The 16,344-nt window shown below is 45.5% G+C and carries 12 protein-coding genes; 4 read left to right on the forward strand and 8 right to left on the reverse strand.

Annotated features, from left to right (window positions below):
• The 7 genes from BKN38_RS00245 to hemH form a co-directional block, all read right to left on the reverse strand.
• Nucleotides 1-1,128 carry a hypothetical protein gene (locus BKN38_RS00245; RefSeq protein WP_066453565.1) on the reverse strand — a complete coding sequence of 376 codons (1,128 nt, stop codon included), beginning with the start codon at nt 1,126-1,128 and terminating at the stop codon, nt 1-3.
• 2 nt (nt 1,129-1,130) lie between these two features.
• Nucleotides 1,131-1,439: a hypothetical protein gene (locus BKN38_RS00250; RefSeq protein WP_199769859.1), complete on the reverse strand. Its 309-nt coding sequence runs from the start codon at nt 1,437-1,439 to the stop codon at nt 1,131-1,133.
• Nucleotides 1,440-1,549: 110 nt separating this feature from the next.
• A complete protein-coding gene (locus tag BKN38_RS00255; RefSeq protein ID WP_066453562.1) occupies nt 1,550-3,079 on the reverse strand; it encodes an NTP transferase domain-containing protein in 1,530 nt (509 codons plus the stop codon).
• A 607-nt stretch (nt 3,080-3,686) separates the two neighbouring features.
• Entirely contained in the window at nt 3,687-5,507 is a 1,821-nt protein-coding gene (locus BKN38_RS00265) for a hypothetical protein (protein ID WP_066453552.1), read from the reverse strand.
• A gap of 11 nt (nt 5,508-5,518) precedes the next feature.
• Nucleotides 5,519-8,878, reverse strand: a complete 3,360-nt coding sequence (ccsA, locus tag BKN38_RS00270) for a cytochrome c biogenesis protein CcsA (RefSeq protein ID WP_066453549.1) — start codon at nt 8,876-8,878, stop codon at nt 5,519-5,521.
• Between the two features lie 225 nt (nt 8,879-9,103).
• Nucleotides 9,104-9,757, reverse strand: a complete 654-nt coding sequence (locus tag BKN38_RS00275; RefSeq protein WP_066453545.1) for a thioredoxin family protein — start codon at nt 9,755-9,757, stop codon at nt 9,104-9,106.
• A gap of 86 nt (nt 9,758-9,843) precedes the next feature.
• A complete protein-coding gene (gene hemH, locus BKN38_RS00280; protein ID WP_256325496.1) occupies nt 9,844-10,992 on the reverse strand; it encodes a ferrochelatase in 1,149 nt (382 codons plus the stop codon).
• Between the two features lie 90 nt (nt 10,993-11,082).
• Here hemH and BKN38_RS00285 point away from each other — a divergent pair, with 90 nt between their 5' ends.
• Together BKN38_RS00285 and BKN38_RS00290 are read left to right on the forward strand one after the other, a co-directional pair.
• A complete protein-coding gene (locus BKN38_RS00285; RefSeq protein ID WP_066453541.1) occupies nt 11,083-11,511 on the forward strand; it encodes a hypothetical protein in 429 nt (142 codons plus the stop codon).
• On the forward strand, nt 11,512-12,501 hold the full coding sequence (locus tag BKN38_RS00290) for an RsmE family RNA methyltransferase (RefSeq protein ID WP_066453533.1): 990 nt from the start codon (nt 11,512-11,514) through the stop codon (nt 12,499-12,501).
• Between the two features lie 129 nt (nt 12,502-12,630).
• Here the strand turns inward: BKN38_RS00290 and BKN38_RS00295 are convergent, their stop codons facing one another.
• Nucleotides 12,631-13,374 carry an outer membrane beta-barrel protein gene (locus BKN38_RS00295; protein WP_066453531.1) on the reverse strand — a complete coding sequence of 248 codons (744 nt, stop codon included), beginning with the start codon at nt 13,372-13,374 and terminating at the stop codon, nt 12,631-12,633.
• Between the two features lie 474 nt (nt 13,375-13,848).
• On the opposite strand from BKN38_RS00295, the gene BKN38_RS11550 reads away from it, so the two are divergent.
• Entirely contained in the window at nt 13,849-14,589 is a 741-nt protein-coding gene (locus BKN38_RS11550; RefSeq protein ID WP_256325497.1) for an acyloxyacyl hydrolase, read from the forward strand.
• A 214-nt stretch (nt 14,590-14,803) separates the two neighbouring features.
• Nucleotides 14,804-16,183 (forward strand): replication-associated recombination protein A, encoded by a 1,380-nt coding sequence (locus tag BKN38_RS10160; protein ID WP_083329073.1) that lies wholly within the window; start codon nt 14,804-14,806, stop codon nt 16,181-16,183.
• Nucleotides 16,184-16,344: the final 161 nt, after the last annotated feature.

Consider the following 16,344-nt stretch of genomic DNA (forward strand, 5'->3'; position numbering starts at 1 on the left):
TTAAATTGGAAAAGTTGAACTATTTTGGAGATATTTTAGTTTTTTTCTGATAAAAAACTTATGATTTTTTATCGCGCAAAATCTTAGCACAAAAGCTAAAATACCAAAACGCACGAGATTACCATTATTTTCTATAAAGGCTAAACCAAGTTTGCAAGGAATGGATTCCATAAATTCTACAGGGTAATTTGTTGGTTGCGTGTTTAAAGGTTGCTTGTAGGCCTTATAGGTTTTTCTTAAGAGTTTAAAAAATGATATTTTTCTGTGCTGGTAGGCAAGCAAAAGATTGCCGATTTGATATGGCAAATATTTTGCCTCTAATGATGTTGGAAATACGATTTCTTCTACATTGCGACTGATTTTATTTGTCGATACGGAAGTGAATTCTAAATTGCCAGATGGATAATAGATGCGCAGATTTTTTACACTATAAGCTACCAAATCACAGAAGCCAGAGCGCATAGAAATAACCTTGCCTACATTTAATGCGACAGCAATTGCATCTTTTAAGCTTAAATCAAGATTATATGTTCCTCCGTAGCTATAATCATGCTTTGTTGTATTGATTATTATTTTGTAGCCTTCTTTTTGTAATGTCTCCATATCTCTAGTAAAAATATATTGAGGCAAGGATTCCATGCTGTTTGCTTCGGGTAAATAAAAAACTATTTTTTCTAATGGCGCTATTTGTTCCAATCTTGCTTTTAATTTTGGATTTAAAGATGGCAGATTTGTTGGAAAATCCATTTTGTAATTATCGGGCAAGTCAAACAATCTTTCATACATTTTTATTAAAGAATCTTTTATAATATCTTGTTTATTTAGGCGGCTTGGATGGGCGGGATATACTTTGCCAAGCATCGGAATACTCTTGCAAAAAGAAAAAATTTTAAGAAGATCGATATTATTTTTAAATTCTTCATTTTCAATCGCGATAAAATCAGCGTTATTAAAAAGCTCAAGCACGGGAATATGGCTTTCTTGAATAATAAAAATAATCTTTCCATTAAGCTTGTTTTCTAATGCATTTTTGAGTGCGCAAAGAAAATAAGTATCCCCCAAACCACAGGGGCTAGCAAAATAGAATCTATCTTTTTGCAATAGCGGCTCTATATCTTTAAATTTCATTTTTACATTTCCTTATCAATCTCTAAACCAAATCTTATTCCCTCATCGCGCTTTGTATTTATCGCATACGCAGTTTTTAGCCCGCCCTTATTTTTTTCATTTGGGGGCTTGCAGTCATTTATCAAAATCCGCTCGCCCATAGGCAAATTTGGTAAAATATGATTAAATCTAATATTATTTTCTTGCAAAAATTTTGCAAGTACTGGAATCTGCGAGTTTTTCCGCGCTGTGAGTAAAATCACAATATCTTCACTTGGCAGATTTTCAAAAAATTCTTTCACGCCGGGCAAAAGTTCCTCGCTACCTTCCAAAAAGCCATCATGCTTGCTTTTATGTTTTACAAGCGTGCCATCAATATCAAAAAGCTAAGTTTTAGGCAGGCTGGATAATCTAAGCACGCTAGAATCCAAAGATTTCCCACTCATAAAATCCCCCTTAGCTTGATAATCCCATTATAAAACGCCCCGCAAATAGAATCATAATCCTCCCACGCATAAGTGCTAAGCCCAAGCCAAATAAGGGCATGCAAAAGCGCTATTTTCTCCCTATTTACGCGCTCGCCCCTTATTTGCAAATACTCAAAAAACCACTCCTCGCAATCCTGCCACGCGCTTGATTTAATGGCAAAATCCACTTCATTTTCTTTTATTACAAGGGTAAATTTCTTGCGATTAAACTGGTCGTAATCCCCATTTAGCGAGTAATACACCTTGCTATAGTCGTAATCCGCATCGCCAAAAATCTGGCTTTCCCCAAAATAGCCTCGCGGGTCGATTAAAATCGCGCGCATATTAAAGGTGTCAAAAAGGATATTTGAAAAAGTGCAATCCCCATGTATCACGCAAAACTCACTCGGCGCGAAAGTGAGAATCTTATCAATAATTTTTTGCTTATCAAAAAGAATGTTTTTATAATACTGCCCGTTGATTTTGATAAACTCATTTTCTGCAAATGGCACAAGCGAGCGCACCTTTTCTATCCGCTCAAAAGTTTTTGTGATATAAGTTTGCATCACATCTTGCATATTTGCGGGGATTTTTGGGGCTAGATTATGAAGCTCTAAGAGGGAATCTAGGATTTCTTTTAGAATCTCCTTGCGCTGTGATGGCAATAAACAATCATACTCAAAGATATTTTTTCCCTGCACGCGCTTCATTGTAAGGGGCTCAAAACTTAGAATCTGCGGGATTTTTTCAAAGCCTTTTGCTTGCACAAATTTATACCACGCAATTTCTTTTTGCGCTATTTGCGCCCCTTGCGTATTTAGAGGCGTTTTGATAACTTCATTACCTCTAAACTCTATGTGATTAAATGGGCGGCAAATGGGCGTTGGATTATTATCGCTGTAGCTTAAAAGCGTGCCAATTTCTTTGCAATTTACAAGTGGCAGGGGCGTAAAAGGGATTTTTTGAATCTGACACCATCGCACAAACGCACCAGATTCTGCAATATTTTTTAACTCAAGTTTATTTTTAAAGATAAAAAGTCCCGCTATGCCATTTTGCACGCTTGGCTCTTTTTTGCACTCACCATTTACATAGCTCCAGCGACACTCAAAGCTTTGCGAGATTCCAATATAATTTTGATTTAGTGGCGGAATCTCAAAATCGCTTGACAAAATCAAATCACACCAGATAAGCATAAAAGGCTCATTATCGCTAAAAGGCGCAATTGCCTCTTTTATCCCAGAGATTGTCCCCTCATTTTGCGCGTGGATTATGGAGTAATTATATTGCGTGGCAAAGATTGCGAGGTATTTTGTGAGAACTTCTATTTTGTAGTCAGCGATGATTGTGAAATGCGCGTGCGGGAAGCGCGCAAAAAGATGAAAAATAATGGGGAGATTTTCAAATGGCACAAGGCATTTTGGCTTATTTTTGGTAAGTCCTTCTAACCTCGTGCCTTTACCGCCAGCTTGAATGATGATGTGTCGTAAAATGTTGCCACTCATTTTGTATTTAGCCTTTTTAAAAAGATTCTTCCCCCCCCCCCCCCTTAGAAATCAATAAAAGCTCATATATAATCCCCATATATGTTTGTTGTTGTGACATCTTTTGCATTTTGGAGAGAACTTGTTTTATGTATGTGGGTTTATGCGGGCTTTGACTTTTGTCTTTAGCGCACTTCCTTTAGCGCATTTCTTTGGTGTTTGGTAGCTTGTCATTTGTCGCAGATTCTAGGAGTTTGGCGATGGTGGCGCTCACTTTTTGCCGCTAATGTTAGTGCTAATTTTGCGTGCGCGATGCCGCTGTGCTTGCTTGGAAAATAAACTGATTAATTTATTTGAGAACATCAAAATCTAAAATTATGGTGGAGGGGGAGGGGTGTGGCGGATTGCTGGAAGTTTGGTTGTTGCGTATTAGAATCTATTTTGTGATTTTGTGTTTTGTGAATCAAAATCTCGCATATCTAGTTCGCGTGAATCTAAGATTAAATCCATGCTATGCAAATTTATCTGCAAAACTGCATTTTGCAAAATCCACATTCTACAAATTTGCGCTATCAAGAATCCACGCTGCCACAAATTCGCGCTATCAAAAATCCACGCTAAAACCATGCTACCAAGAATCTGTGCCGCTTAAATCCTCGTTTGGCAAATCTGTGCCTAAATCCACGCCATATAAATCTATATTCTGCAAATCGATATTTTGCGTGCCTGTATCTTGCCCTTCTTGGCGCGTGGATAAATCGCTAAATTTGCCGCTAATGCGAATAGCTGGCTCTAGCAGGCGCAAATCCAGCGTCTGCGCGCTTAGATCGATGCGACAAGCGCTACTTTGAAGCGTTTGCGTGGCGGATTTTAGCGTGATTTGCGCATCTATGCGCGCGCCATCGATACTGCCCTCCAGCTGCGCCTGCGCCAAAGGCGCGCTGGTATCCGCGCCCACACCCCAAGTATCCTGCGCCCACTCATGCGCGACGAAGCCCTCTAGCCCTAGATTCTCACTATCTAGCATTAGCGAGACGCTAGGGCTTTGCGCAGTGAGTGAGCCTTTGTGAAAGGCTAGGTTGTAGATGCCTTGCAGATTCACGCGCGCATCGGCGATCCTTGGCATTTGCAGCGCGCCCAGAATCTGCGTAAGCGATAAATCCTCACCGCCAAAACTTATCGTCTCACCCTCCATACTCACCCTAGCCACGCCGCCAAAAGACTCGCTCTGCGCACTAATCTTTAGCCCATCATTATCCTCGATAGTGCCACTAAGCAGCATCGAGCCGACAAACTCTAGCCCAAACACCCTGCCAAACGCTTCTAAATCCTGTATATCTAGCATGTATGCGATGCGCTTAGCGCTCATATCGCCCTCAATCGCTAGCCTGCCAAAATGCGCGGTGGTGGGCTCGCCAGCTAGATTCTGCGTTTTTACGCCTAGCAATATATAAAATGGCGCGTCATTTTGCGCGCTGCCTTGCAAAAGGATTTGTTTTGGCAGAATCTGATTTGGCAGAATCTGGCTTGAAGCGTTTTGGTTTGTCGCTAGCTTTTGGTTTGGCTGGCGCGCGCTAGATTGGTTGGATAAAACGCCTTGGGTAGAATCCAGCTCCACAACGCCTAGCATATTCCTAGATTCTGCCACTTTGCCAGCGGTGATTTGCTGGTATTTTATGTCGAAATTTATCGGCGCGCCTTGTGTTTTGATAGCTAGATTTTGCGCGGTTTTTGGCGCGTTTTGCGTGCTGGATTCTAGCGCGCGTTTATCTGCGATGATGTTAGCCACTCCTTGAGGCGCGATGCTTAGGCGCAAAAATCGCGCGATGAGGTTTAGGGGGATGTTGCTAGATTCTACTTTATAAGCGTTTAGCGTGAGATAGCCTCCCTCTGCGATGAGCGCAAATGAGGGCGCACCAAAATCTTGCCATAAAGTTTGCGAAAGGGCTTGAGATAAAGTTTGCAAAGGGGCTTGTGGTGAAGCTTGTAAAAAGTCTCGCGAGCCTTGCGAAGTGCTTGAAGGCGTTTGCGTGGCTAGCTTTGTAGGCGTGATAGTGTAGCTATCATAGCTGCCATGCAAGCGATAGCTTCCTATGAAAATAGTTTCATCTGTGTTTTTTGAAAAATCCCTGCTAGAATCTCTAGCACTTTTTGCCGCATCAAGTGCGGCTTTGTCGATAGAAAGGCTCGCGTTTATATCAAAACCTTTGAAATTATACACGCCTTGTATGTCTAGGTTTAGCGATTGCGCGAGTTTCAGCGAGGCTTGCAGTTTGCCTAGCCCTATGCGTAAATCGCTGATTTGACTTTGGGCGTTGTAGGCTTTGTTTATCGCGCTTTGGAGGAAGGTGGATAAAATCTTGTTGCCAATGCTTGTAAAAATAAGCAAAAGCGCGCAAAGCAAAAAGCTAGTGCAAAATGAGCCTATCCACAAAAGCGCCTTTTTCAAGCAAACCCCTGCTATTTGTGAGAATCTAAAGGCGCGCCAAAACTAGATTCTGCGCTAGAATCTACATTTGCGCCAGAATCCGCATCGTGCGGACGCGAGCTAGATTCTACAAAATCCACATTTGCGTCAGAATCCACATTTACACCAGAATCCAAAAGCACACTAGATTCCGCGCCTGCCTTTGCAAGCGGCGTTTTTGCTTTAAATCGCGCGATGATGATAAGCGCGATAGTAAGCGCGATAAAAATATACAGCCCCACAGGGATAGGCATCGGGTCGCCAGACGCGTAAGAATGCTTGCCGGAGAGATAATAATTCACGCCAAAATAAGTCATCAAAATGCTATAAAACGCTAGCACGCTACCCACCGCAAAGACAAAAGGCATATTTTTAAAGCCCACAAATCGCAGGTGCAGCACTATGGCATAGATTCCGATAGAGATAAGCGCCCAAGTCTCTTTGGCATCCCAGCCCCAGTAGCGCCCCCAAGACTCATTCGCCCAAATAGCACCTAGGAAGTTCCCAACCGTCAGCATAAAAAGCCCCAAAATCATACTCATCTCATTGATAGCGCCCACAGACAGAATCGCTTTGTCGATATGTGGCTTGTTTGTGCTGCGAAGCGCAAAGAGTATGAGCCCAAACGCGCCAAGCACAAAACAAAGCCCCAAAAATCCATAGCCAGCAGTGATAACAGAGACATGGATATTTAGCCAGTATGACTGAAGCACGGGCACGAGGTTTTGGATCTGTGGCTCCATATAGCCTAGATGCGCGACAAAAAGGCTCACCCCGGACAAAAAGCTAGTCGCACAAAGTGCCAGCATAAAATGCCTGAAAAACACCACGCCAGCGATTCCAGACGCCCACGCGATATAAATCATCGACTCATACGCATTGCTCCAAGGCGCATGCCCAGAGACATACCAGCGCACGCCTAGCCCAAAAGTATGCGCTATCACACACAGCGACACCAGAGCCAAAAACACCTGATACGCGCGATTTGGTATCGGCTTGTCTTTATAAATATACACAAGCACTAGCACAAATCCTAGGAATCCCAGCAAAATATAAGGAATCGTAAGCTTTTCAAAGATATTGTAATGATTTAGCCATATCTCCCAGCTTACATGGCTTTCATCTAGGTAGTTTTGCCCGCCATTTTGCATTTGATAGTTTTCTAGCGCTTTTAGCGCGCCAATAGCCTTCTCCCAAGAGTTTGTCGTAACACCTTCAACTATCCCATAGAGCAAAAATCCCATGATAGGATCGATGGATTTTATCATCTCTTCATACTGCTGATCGCTTATCTCGCCAAATGCATGCGCGCGCATGATCTCACTTACAGAAAACCAGCGCTGTGTCTTGATATCTGGAAACACGCGAAAATAAAGCAGATTCTGCACGCTTTTTAGAATCTCAAAGCGCTCTGTCACGCTTTTTATATCTTTGTCAAATACATTATACTCGCTCTCTGCCTTTTGCATCGTATCGGCGAAATAATTATGCAGCTTTGATTCATCAAGCATTGGGTCGTATATATCCATCCTTGAAGCATATCGCTCGCCTTTTGGCAAGCCTAAAATATCGCGGAGTTTTGGCGTGGTGGTATCGATAAGTCGCATAGTCGCCCAATCCTGCGGAAACGCCATAAGCCCCATTATCACTTGCGTATTATCAAGCCCTTTGAAGCCGTCTTTTTTATAAATTTTATGCACGATATTCATGGCCATCGTATCAAGCGGCATGATTCTGCCTTGATAGTCTTGGATTTGGATTCTAGCTAGGCGTTTGGCAAACTCTTTGGAATTTTCGCGCAAAAGCTCGAAGCGCTCTTGTATATGGCTAGGATCGATTTGCGTGGGGTAAGTTTGCGCGTCTTGCAGGGCTTGCTGCAATGTGCGCGCGGCTTGCTCGCTTAAGCCTTTTGGCGCTTGGATAGCGTCAGAATCTGAAGCAGGATCCGCTTTTGCAGAATCCGCGTTTTTAGATTCCACACCTCGCGCGCCCTTTTTAGATTCTGCGCCCCTAGCACCTTTGGCAGAATCCGCTTTAGTATCTATAATAGCGCTCGGCTCGCTAGAGTGCGTCTCTATATTTGGCTTTTGGTTTTGCGCGGCATTTACCGGGAAAGCATCTAGGCTTTTTAGCCCCATGCTAGAAGCCAGCAGCACGACTGCCAGCGCGCTTTTTTGCGCCACTTGCGCTTTTGAAAGAAATCTCGCTAACTGCATAAATCGCCCCTTTTTGTCAAACAACAGCCATAGCGCGCCAATCATCAGCATCGCATAGCCTATGTATGTAGGTATCATGCCCGGGTCATTATTGACAGAAAGCACGGTTATATATTTGCCATTTTCCTCATTTTGATAATAATCGCTCTGATAGAATCTATACCCGCCAAAATCCAGCACATGATTCATATAGATTCTAAAGGGTTTGATGATATTGCCTTCTCTATCTAGCACTTCGACTTCAGAGGCATAAGAGGAGGGATTGTCCGTGCCAGCATAGGTTTTTTTCTCAAACTCTAGCAGTCGCAGCGCAAAAGGCAGCTCCACGCGCCTACTTCCCCAATGAAAACTAAACTTCATCCCGCCTATCTCTTCGCGCACGGGCGCGTGCTCGTTTGAAAATCCATTGCCACCCACAAGCGCGATAGACTTCGTCTCGCCATTATAGCTTACATCGATATGCAAAATCATAGGCTTATTTTTGTTTGGATTCTCATCATCGCGCATCATCGCTAGATCAGTCGATCTCACACTAAGCGTTTTGCCAAAAATGCTTACTTCATCATCAATCTTTGGGCGTGAAAAAAGCGTGCCAAAAATATTAATATTTGCTGGCATAAAGGCAAAATCTTTTTGCCACTCATCATTGAGCGCTGCGATATTTATGAAGTTGTCATTAGAGTAGTAAAAATCGCTGCTTTTGCCCTCCTCAATAAATATCATCCCCTCTTTGCCAAAATACCGCGTGATGCCAGCGCCCACGATGATGACGATAAAAGAGGCGTGCAAAAGCATAGAGGCGTATTTTTTGCGCTTCCATGAGCGCATATGAAAAAAGCTAGCGATGAGTGCTATCACCAAATAAATATGCAAAAGCGCAAACCACCACGAGCCATACACGATAGTATGCGCGGCGACACTGCCATAATCGTTTTCGATAAAAGTCGCCACCGCGCATGAAATCGCGTAAAAAAACAGCATCGGCAAAATCACCCAAAAAGAATAAAATGCCTTGCCATAGGTGGCAAAATAGCTGGTGAAGCCTTTTTTGGTGGTGCTTTTGTTGGCGCTGGCGTTTGGTTGGCTCGCGCGTGATTGGCTAGTGTTTGGTGTGTGGTTTGTGTTGCTTGCTGGCATGGTGTCTCCCTTTGGTGTGGTTTAGATTCTGCGTTTTGTTGTGTGATTTGCTGGCTTTTAAGATACTAGAATCTAGATTCTAGTATCTTAAACTCTATTTTAGCCTCTTTTAGATTCTAGCTCCCTATAGATTCTGCGCGCCCCATAGAATCTAGCTTGGAATCTAGCTTGCGCGCCTTTGCGCCCTTTTTTGCACCCCTTTTTGTTTGTTTGGCGCTTGCCTTATTATGCCTCATTTTGCAGATATGTTTGCAATGCCTGCTGAAGCTTTGCATTATCATCGCCCGCTTTTTCCCACGCGCCCTCATTGACAAATCTCAGCAGCGCTTTTAGCTGCTTTGGCGGCAGGTAGCTAGGATAGGCGATGATCGTTTTACCTTCTTTCGTCGCAAAAACAAGCGTGGGCGTAGGTCCTATGCGATAGATTTCAGCAAGCTTTCGCGTAGGAAGCGCATAGTCTTTTATCGCGCCCTTCTCGCCCACACTAAATTGATGCATCTTGCGATAGCTTGTGTTGATATAATACGAGCTAAAATGCTCTTTGAGATAGGCTTTTAGCCCCTCGTCATTTTTGATGTCATTTTTTAGATTCTCGCAATACTTGCAGCCATTAGCGCCAAAGACTAGTAGCATATATTTGCCATTGGTGCGGATGTCGCTAGTATCGGCAAATACATCTTCTAGCCCAGCATAGGACTTTTTATCAAGCTCACTAGAATCCAGCGCGCTAGATTCTGCGCTTGCCTCATCTTTGCAAGCACCTAGATACAGCGCGCCAAAGGCTAGCAAAACGCCTAGCAGAAGTTTGGCTAGCTTGTTGTCGCTTGGCTTTGTCGCTTGGCTGGCGGCTTTGTGTGCGTTTGGTGATATGGGTAGCATGTGGATTCTCCTTTTTATTTATTTTGGCGTGATTTATGCGATTTGGCGCTTTGGGCGGTTTTGCGCTTTGGCGCGCTTGTTTGGCACTATTTGCCAGAATCTATAGACTCTAGCGCGGATTCCACTATAGAATCAATTTGCGCGAGTTTGTCCTCCACCAGCGATATTATCATTTTGGCAAACTCATGCGCATCATTCATGCAAGGGCACACGCGATAATCCTCCACGCCCAAGCGCTCCGCCAGCTCCCGATACTCGATACTTAGCTCATAGTCGGTTTCGGAGTTATCTATCGTGAAGGCTAGGGGGTAGATGAGGATTTTTTTGTGCGCGTGCTTGGCTATGGTATCGCTGGTAAAAGGCGAGAGCCAGCGCATCGGACCTACTTTTGATTGGTATGATAGCTTTATATCGCTAAATTTTATGCCTCGCTCTTGCAAAATCTGCGTGATGATTTGCCTCCCTTCCTCGCAGTGGCTTACATAGGGATCGCCTTTATCCACCACGCTTTGTGGCAGGCTATGCGCGGATAATATCAGCACAAAATCCTCCGCGCTCTCACCCCCAAGCGTGCGCTCGATACTATCCACCACCAGCTCATAAAAAGGCGTATGCGTGGAAAAATGCTCTATCACACTCACGCGCGGCTTGTATGAGAGCGTCTTTAGCGCGTTGTGCGTGTCGATGAGGGAGGATTGTATCGTGGCGGAGGAAAACTGCGGATACATGCTAAAAAGCACCAAATCATTCACGCCCTGCGCTTGCAAATCCTGCAAAACATCGATAGAAAAAGGCGGTGCATAGCGCATCGCATAGGTATAAACCTTGCTAGAATCTAGGCTGTTTAGCGTGGTGGTGAGGTTAAATGTGTGTTTGATGATGGGCGAGCTGCCGCCGATTTTTAGGTAGTTTTGCTTGACATATTCTAGGCGCTTGGCGATTATCATATTGCCTACCATTTTGCGCATGAAATTGTTTTTGATACGCAAGGTGAGCGGATCGCTAAAGATATTTTTCAGAAACGCTTCGATGCTATGAATATCTGTAGGACCGCCCATATTTAGCAAAACCACGCCGATTTTGCGCGCGCTAGATTCTGGCGCATTGGATTCTGGCGCGCGAGAATCTATGCGAGAATCCGCATTGAAATCCTTGCTAGAATCCACCCCAGATTTTCGCGCAGAATCCGCCTGTGGCGTGACATCATCCATATCTTTAGTGTTGTTTTTTGGCACTGCTTCCCTTTTATCAATAAGATTGAAATAATAATATGCTAAAATTAACACAAAAACGCTTTTGGCGAAAATAAAATATAGAGGTAGCAAATGGAGCCGATAGAAATAGATATGGTGGCAAAAGCCTTCAATGATATGATATTTTTTCACAGCTTTTTTATGGCATTTTTCCCGATACCCTTTGTCATAAATCTCTACACCCTTTTTACCTACAAAAGTTACCAAAAAGTCATCATTAAGATTTGGTTTGTGATGCCTATCATTTTTTTGCTAGTGGCGGTGGGTAGCCTTAGTGGCGTGTTTATCCTAGCTAGCGCGCAGTGGTATATGAATGCTGAAGTGCTAGGGATGATTGTCTTTATGCTTTTTATTTTTATCGGCGAAATTGTGCGTATCAAAAAGCTAAAACTAGCGCGCACCAGCGAACCACTCATGCTTTCTTATATACGATTTTGCAAGATTTTATATGCTATTGATTTGGCGGTGTCGCTAGCATTTAGCCTAAGGATAATCATCTAAATGCGCTTTGTCTATCACGCGGACGCCGGCGCGCCAGAGGTGGAGATAGAGGGTGAAAGCTTTATACATATATTTGGCTCTAGGCGCACCAAAGCTAGCGAAACTCTAGCCCTGCGAAACCTGCGCGATGATATGCTTCACACCTATGCTATCATCTCGATAAATCGCAAAAGCGCGCATTTGAGACTAGAATCTAGCGCGCGCACACCTTGCAAAATGTCGCGATTTACCCATATCATCTGGGCTATCACGCATCCACAAACGATACAAAAAGCCCTGCCTTATCTAAACGAGCTTGGGCTTAGCAGGCTTAGTCTGTTTTGGTCGGAGTTTAGCCAGAAAAATGCCAAAATCGAGCTAGAAAAGCTTAGGCGGATTCTGATAGGCTCATGCGAGCAATGCGGGCGAAGCGATATGATGGAGATAGAGATTTTGCGCGATTTGGATGAGGTGCTGGCGCGCTATGAGCGGGCTTGTGCGCTGGATTTTGGCGGCGAGGTGGTGAGTGGCGTGAAATCTGGCGCAGAATCTAGCGTGGATTTTGGAGCAGATTCTGGCAGCGCTGGTGCGCGCGTGGATTCTAGCGATGATTTAAATTCTAGTGTGGATTCTAGCGCAGATTTTGACAACGCAAGCACTCAAGCAGATTTTGGCGATGCAGAATCTAAATCCGCGCAAAAGGCAGATTCTGGTGAAGTTTTAAGCAGTGCAAATTTTAACAACGCGAGCAGGCGCGCGGATTCTGGTGGCGATGATTTTGGCGAGGGCTGCAAGGGCAAGGATTCTCGCGCCAAGGATTCTAGCACAAAAACTAGCGGCGCAGAGTCTATATCAAGCCTGCTAAGTGGCGGGATAATCATCGGCGCAGAAGGCGGATTTAGCAAAAAAGAGCGCGAGAAGTTTGCCAGCAGACGCGTAATCGCGCTAGATTCTAGTTTTATTTTGCGCTCCCAAACCGCCGCCATCGCCATCCTCTCCAAAGGCTTGTAAGCCCATTTGCAAACTTTCACACAAACCCAGATTTTGCTTTTGTAAATTGCATAACCCAAGAATCTAGGCTATGCCGGCACGCTTTTTAGACCAGAATCCAAGGTCGCAGCTCGGCAAGAAACACAACTCCTAAAAATACAAATCCCAAGCGACATAAAATCGCGGAATGTTTTGGTTTATGATAAGTAGCGGCTCGGTTGTCGAATACATCTCATCCTTTTTCTCCATATTGACAAATGGCGCTTTGATGCCAATCTCTGCGCCCACAGATTTGCTGGCTGCGCGCAAGCCTAGTTTAAAATCCGCGTGGATTCCCCTTACAGACATAGATTCTGACCATAGCATCTGATACCCAGCGCCCACGCCCGCAAATGCGCCATAGCTAGCGTGTTTGGTATGTAGAAAATCTAGCAATACATCCATATTTACGCTGCTTATTAGTATGCTGGTGGTCGATGTTGCGCTATTTGTGCCATAAGTTTGGCTGGCGTTCTGCCATATATATTCCACATCTGCATAGTATCTTAGCCCCACATATCTAGTGAAAAAACTTCTGTATCCAACTCTTGCGCCAATGCCCGGCAAAACATTGCCGACACTTGATTCTGCGCCATAGGCCGATGGGCTAGAGAGCGTGATTTTGCCAGCGCTTGCGTATAGCCCCAAAAAGCCATCGCCAGATTCTGCAAATTTTTCTTGCGTGGTTGGTGCGGTTTTTGTGGTTTGGCTGGTGGATTCTGTGGTGTTTGCGGAGTTTGTGGCGACATTTGCTGCTTGCGCGCTTGGTGCTGCGTGTGCTAGCGCTGATGATGCTAAGAGAGCGCAAAATACCTTAAAAACTCGAGAATCTCGAGAAATATCAAAAACTTTCATTTTATCCCCTTTGGTAATGTTTGTGGCGTAAGTTTGAGGCGGTTTGGCGCAAGATTTGGCGCTGGCTTGGCACAAAATGAAATGCAAGCCAAAAAGCGCAAGCTAAAACCAGCCTTAAAATTCGCGGGCGAATTATGCCCCCCCCCCCTTAGAAATCGCTTAATTGTTATTTTTGATTTTGAAGTGCGCGGGACGGGACGAAAAATTTTAAAAAAAGTGGAGGGGTAAAAAAGGCAAAAAAAAGGGGCTTGGCGTGCAAGACTTGGTAGATGTTGCCTAATCGCTGGGTGATTTGATATAATGCGCGCTTTTAATCGCAGAATCTAAAAGCAGATTTTAGGATTTTGGGTTGCCCGGGAAATAAGAAAAAATCCAAAAAATCGGCAAACCCTAAAAAAAAAAGGAAAAAAATGCCAATTCCCCCCCCCCCCCCCCTATAAAATCATTGCTAGCGCGGGATTTGCGCTGGTGCTTATGGTTGGCAGTTTAAGCGCGGATAGTGCAAATACTGCCAGCGATAGCGAAATAAACACAAACGCAAATAGTGCAAATATGGATTCTGCAAGCACAAAAGCCGCGCAAATCGCAGGCGTAACTACCGACCCCGCCAAATCTACCAAAGCCGATAATTCCGCCAACCTCGCCAAAGCCGATTCTGCCAAATCCACAAAATCCGCCAACCCCGCCAAGGCTTCCCAAAAGCTTGCCACCGCCGACAAACCGCCCTTTTATGGCAAAAAGAATATTTTGCAAGTCGTTGGCGGCGCGGATATGCTGCACTCCAAAACCACGCGCTCTGGCTTCTCCGGGCTTGGCATCATCGGCGTGCATTACTACCAGCCAAACCGCGCATTTCGCCTACCCGGCAGGCTTGGCGTGGAGCTAGAGTATATGTTTGGCGGCAATCGATTTGGCGACAAAAATGAGGCGTTTAACCAAGTAATTTTTGGCGGCGTGCAAGATGTGTTTTTCAGCCTCGGCAGGCATTTTTACGCGGGGCTTGGCATCGGGATTTACATCCGCTCGCGCCTAGATTCTCGCGTGGGCTCGGCTTTTACCTTTGGCGAGCGCCTATTTATGGGCTACGCGCAGCAAATCGGGGGGGGGGGGGGGCTCTCGCTTGAGATATTTATCAAACACTACTCCAATGGCGATTTGACGCCGCGCAACGCTGGGTTTAACTTTTTGGGCTTAGGCGCTGGGTATAGTTTCTAGGCGTTTTTGGGTATTTTATTTTGGTGTGCTTTTAGGTGCTTCATAAATATTTGGGCGCGCATTTTGTGGCGCGCTCGTTCAGCAGATTTTGGCCTTTAGATTCTGCTTTAGCTTTGTGCTAGAATCTAGCGCATTGGGGTATAATACGCTTTTGCAAATCTGTGATTTGACAGGCATCAGGCATTGCAAAGCGACCCCACACGCAGGAGAAAGCATGAATCTAGCGGTGCGTATGCGCCCAAGCACTTTGGCAGAGCTCATCGGGCAGCGCCACATCATCGGCGCGGACAAGCCGCTGTATCGCGCGATAAAGGCGGGGCAGTGCCCGCACTGCTTTTTTTATGGACCGCCGGGCGTGGGGAAAACGACGCTGGCAAGGCTCATCGCCAAGGAGATTGGCGGGGTGTTTTTGGAGTTTAACGCGACGGATTTCAAGCTTGATGCGCTGCGCCAGAATCTAAAAGCCTACAAAGACTCGCTAATCGCGCCGGTGGTGTTTATCGATGAGGTGCATCGCCTCACCAAGCCCCAGCAGGAGGCGCTTCTGCCGGTGATGGAGGAGCGACAGGCGCTAATACTTGGCGCTAGCACACAAAACCCCTTCTACTCGCTGACAAACGCGATCCGCTCGCGCTCGCTGCTTTTTGAGCTAAAGGTGCTAAGCCCAAAGGATATGCGGGCGCTGCTAGATCGTGCATTGAAGCTGCTAGGGATAGCGGAGGTGGATGCTGGCGCGGAATCCAAAAATGCGGATTCTGCTGGCGCGCTGGATTCTGGGGAAAATGCAGAATCTGGCGGGGAAAATATTGGTGAAAAAATGGATTCTGGCGCAAAAATGGATTCTAACGCAGAATCTAAAAAAACAGAATCCAGCGCGCTAGATTCTGCCACCCACACCATCGACAAAGACGCCGCCGCTTACCTCATATCTAGCAGCGCAGGCGACGCGCGCGCGATGCTAAACCTCCTAGAAGTCCTCGCCCAAAAGCCCCATATCACGCTAGAAGACGCCAAATCCTTGCGCCCACACAGCCTAAATGACGGCGCGAGCGAGGACGACACGCATTACAACCTAGCCTCCGCGCTCATCAAATCCATCCGCGGCAGCGATGTAAATGCGAGCATCTACTATCTAGCGCGGCTTGTCGCAGGCGGCGAAGCGCCAGAGTTTATCGCGCGCCGCTTGGTGATTCTCGCTAGCGAAGACATCGGCAATGCCAACCCACACGCCCTAAATCTCGCCACATCCACCATGCTAGCCGTCAGCAAAATCGGCTACCCAGAATCTAGAATCATCCTCGCGCAATGCGTCATCTACCTAGCCTCATCGCCCAAAAGCAACACCGCATACAAGGCGATAAACGCCGCACTTAGCGCGATAGAAAAGGGCGAGATCTTACCTATCGCGCCAAACATCCTGCCACACTCGCGCGAGTATCTCTACCCGCATGATTTTGGCGGCTATGTGGAGCAGCGGTATTTGATGAAGTTTATGGAGTTTGTCGAGCGGCGGGATATTGGCTTTGAAAAAACGCTAAATGAGTGGCTCGATAAAATACATAGCATAAAAGGCGCAAAAAAGCGTGACAAATAAGGGCGCGCGACAAGCAAGGTGCGATAAATAAGCGCGTGACAATAAGGTGCAATATAAAGGGGCGCGCGAAATGTAAAGGCGCGGCTGGATTTTGATGCATTGGTTTTGTGCGGCATTTTTGCGGCATGGATTTTGGCATTTTGGCGTGGCGCGCTTTGGCT

Origin of the sequence: Helicobacter sp. CLO-3, assembly GCF_001854545.1 — a bacterium.
Classification (GTDB): domain Bacteria; phylum Campylobacterota; class Campylobacteria; order Campylobacterales; family Helicobacteraceae; genus Helicobacter_B.

Bases quoted from the DNA above. Each gene is read 5' to 3' on its own strand.
- BKN38_RS00245 (WP_066453565.1), bottom strand. From the start codon at position 1,128: ATGAAATTTAAAGATATAGAGCCGCTATTGCAAAAAGATAGATTCTAT.
- BKN38_RS00255 (WP_066453562.1), bottom strand. From the start codon at position 3,079: ATGAGTGGCAACATTTTACGACACATCATCATTCAAGCTGGCGGTAAA.
- ccsA (WP_066453549.1), bottom strand. From the start codon at position 8,878: ATGCCAGCAAGCAACACAAACCACACACCAAACACTAGCCAATCACGC.
- BKN38_RS00275 (WP_066453545.1), bottom strand. From the start codon at position 9,757: ATGCTACCCATATCACCAAACGCACACAAAGCCGCCAGCCAAGCGACA.
- BKN38_RS00285 (WP_066453541.1), top strand. From the start codon at position 11,083: ATGGAGCCGATAGAAATAGATATGGTGGCAAAAGCCTTCAATGATATG.
- BKN38_RS00290 (WP_066453533.1), top strand. From the start codon at position 11,512: ATGCGCTTTGTCTATCACGCGGACGCCGGCGCGCCAGAGGTGGAGATA.
- BKN38_RS00295 (WP_066453531.1), bottom strand. From the start codon at position 13,374: ATGAAAGTTTTTGATATTTCTCGAGATTCTCGAGTTTTTAAGGTATTT.
- BKN38_RS11550 (WP_256325497.1), top strand. From the start codon at position 13,849: ATGGTTGGCAGTTTAAGCGCGGATAGTGCAAATACTGCCAGCGATAGC.
- BKN38_RS10160 (WP_083329073.1), top strand. From the start codon at position 14,804: ATGAATCTAGCGGTGCGTATGCGCCCAAGCACTTTGGCAGAGCTCATC.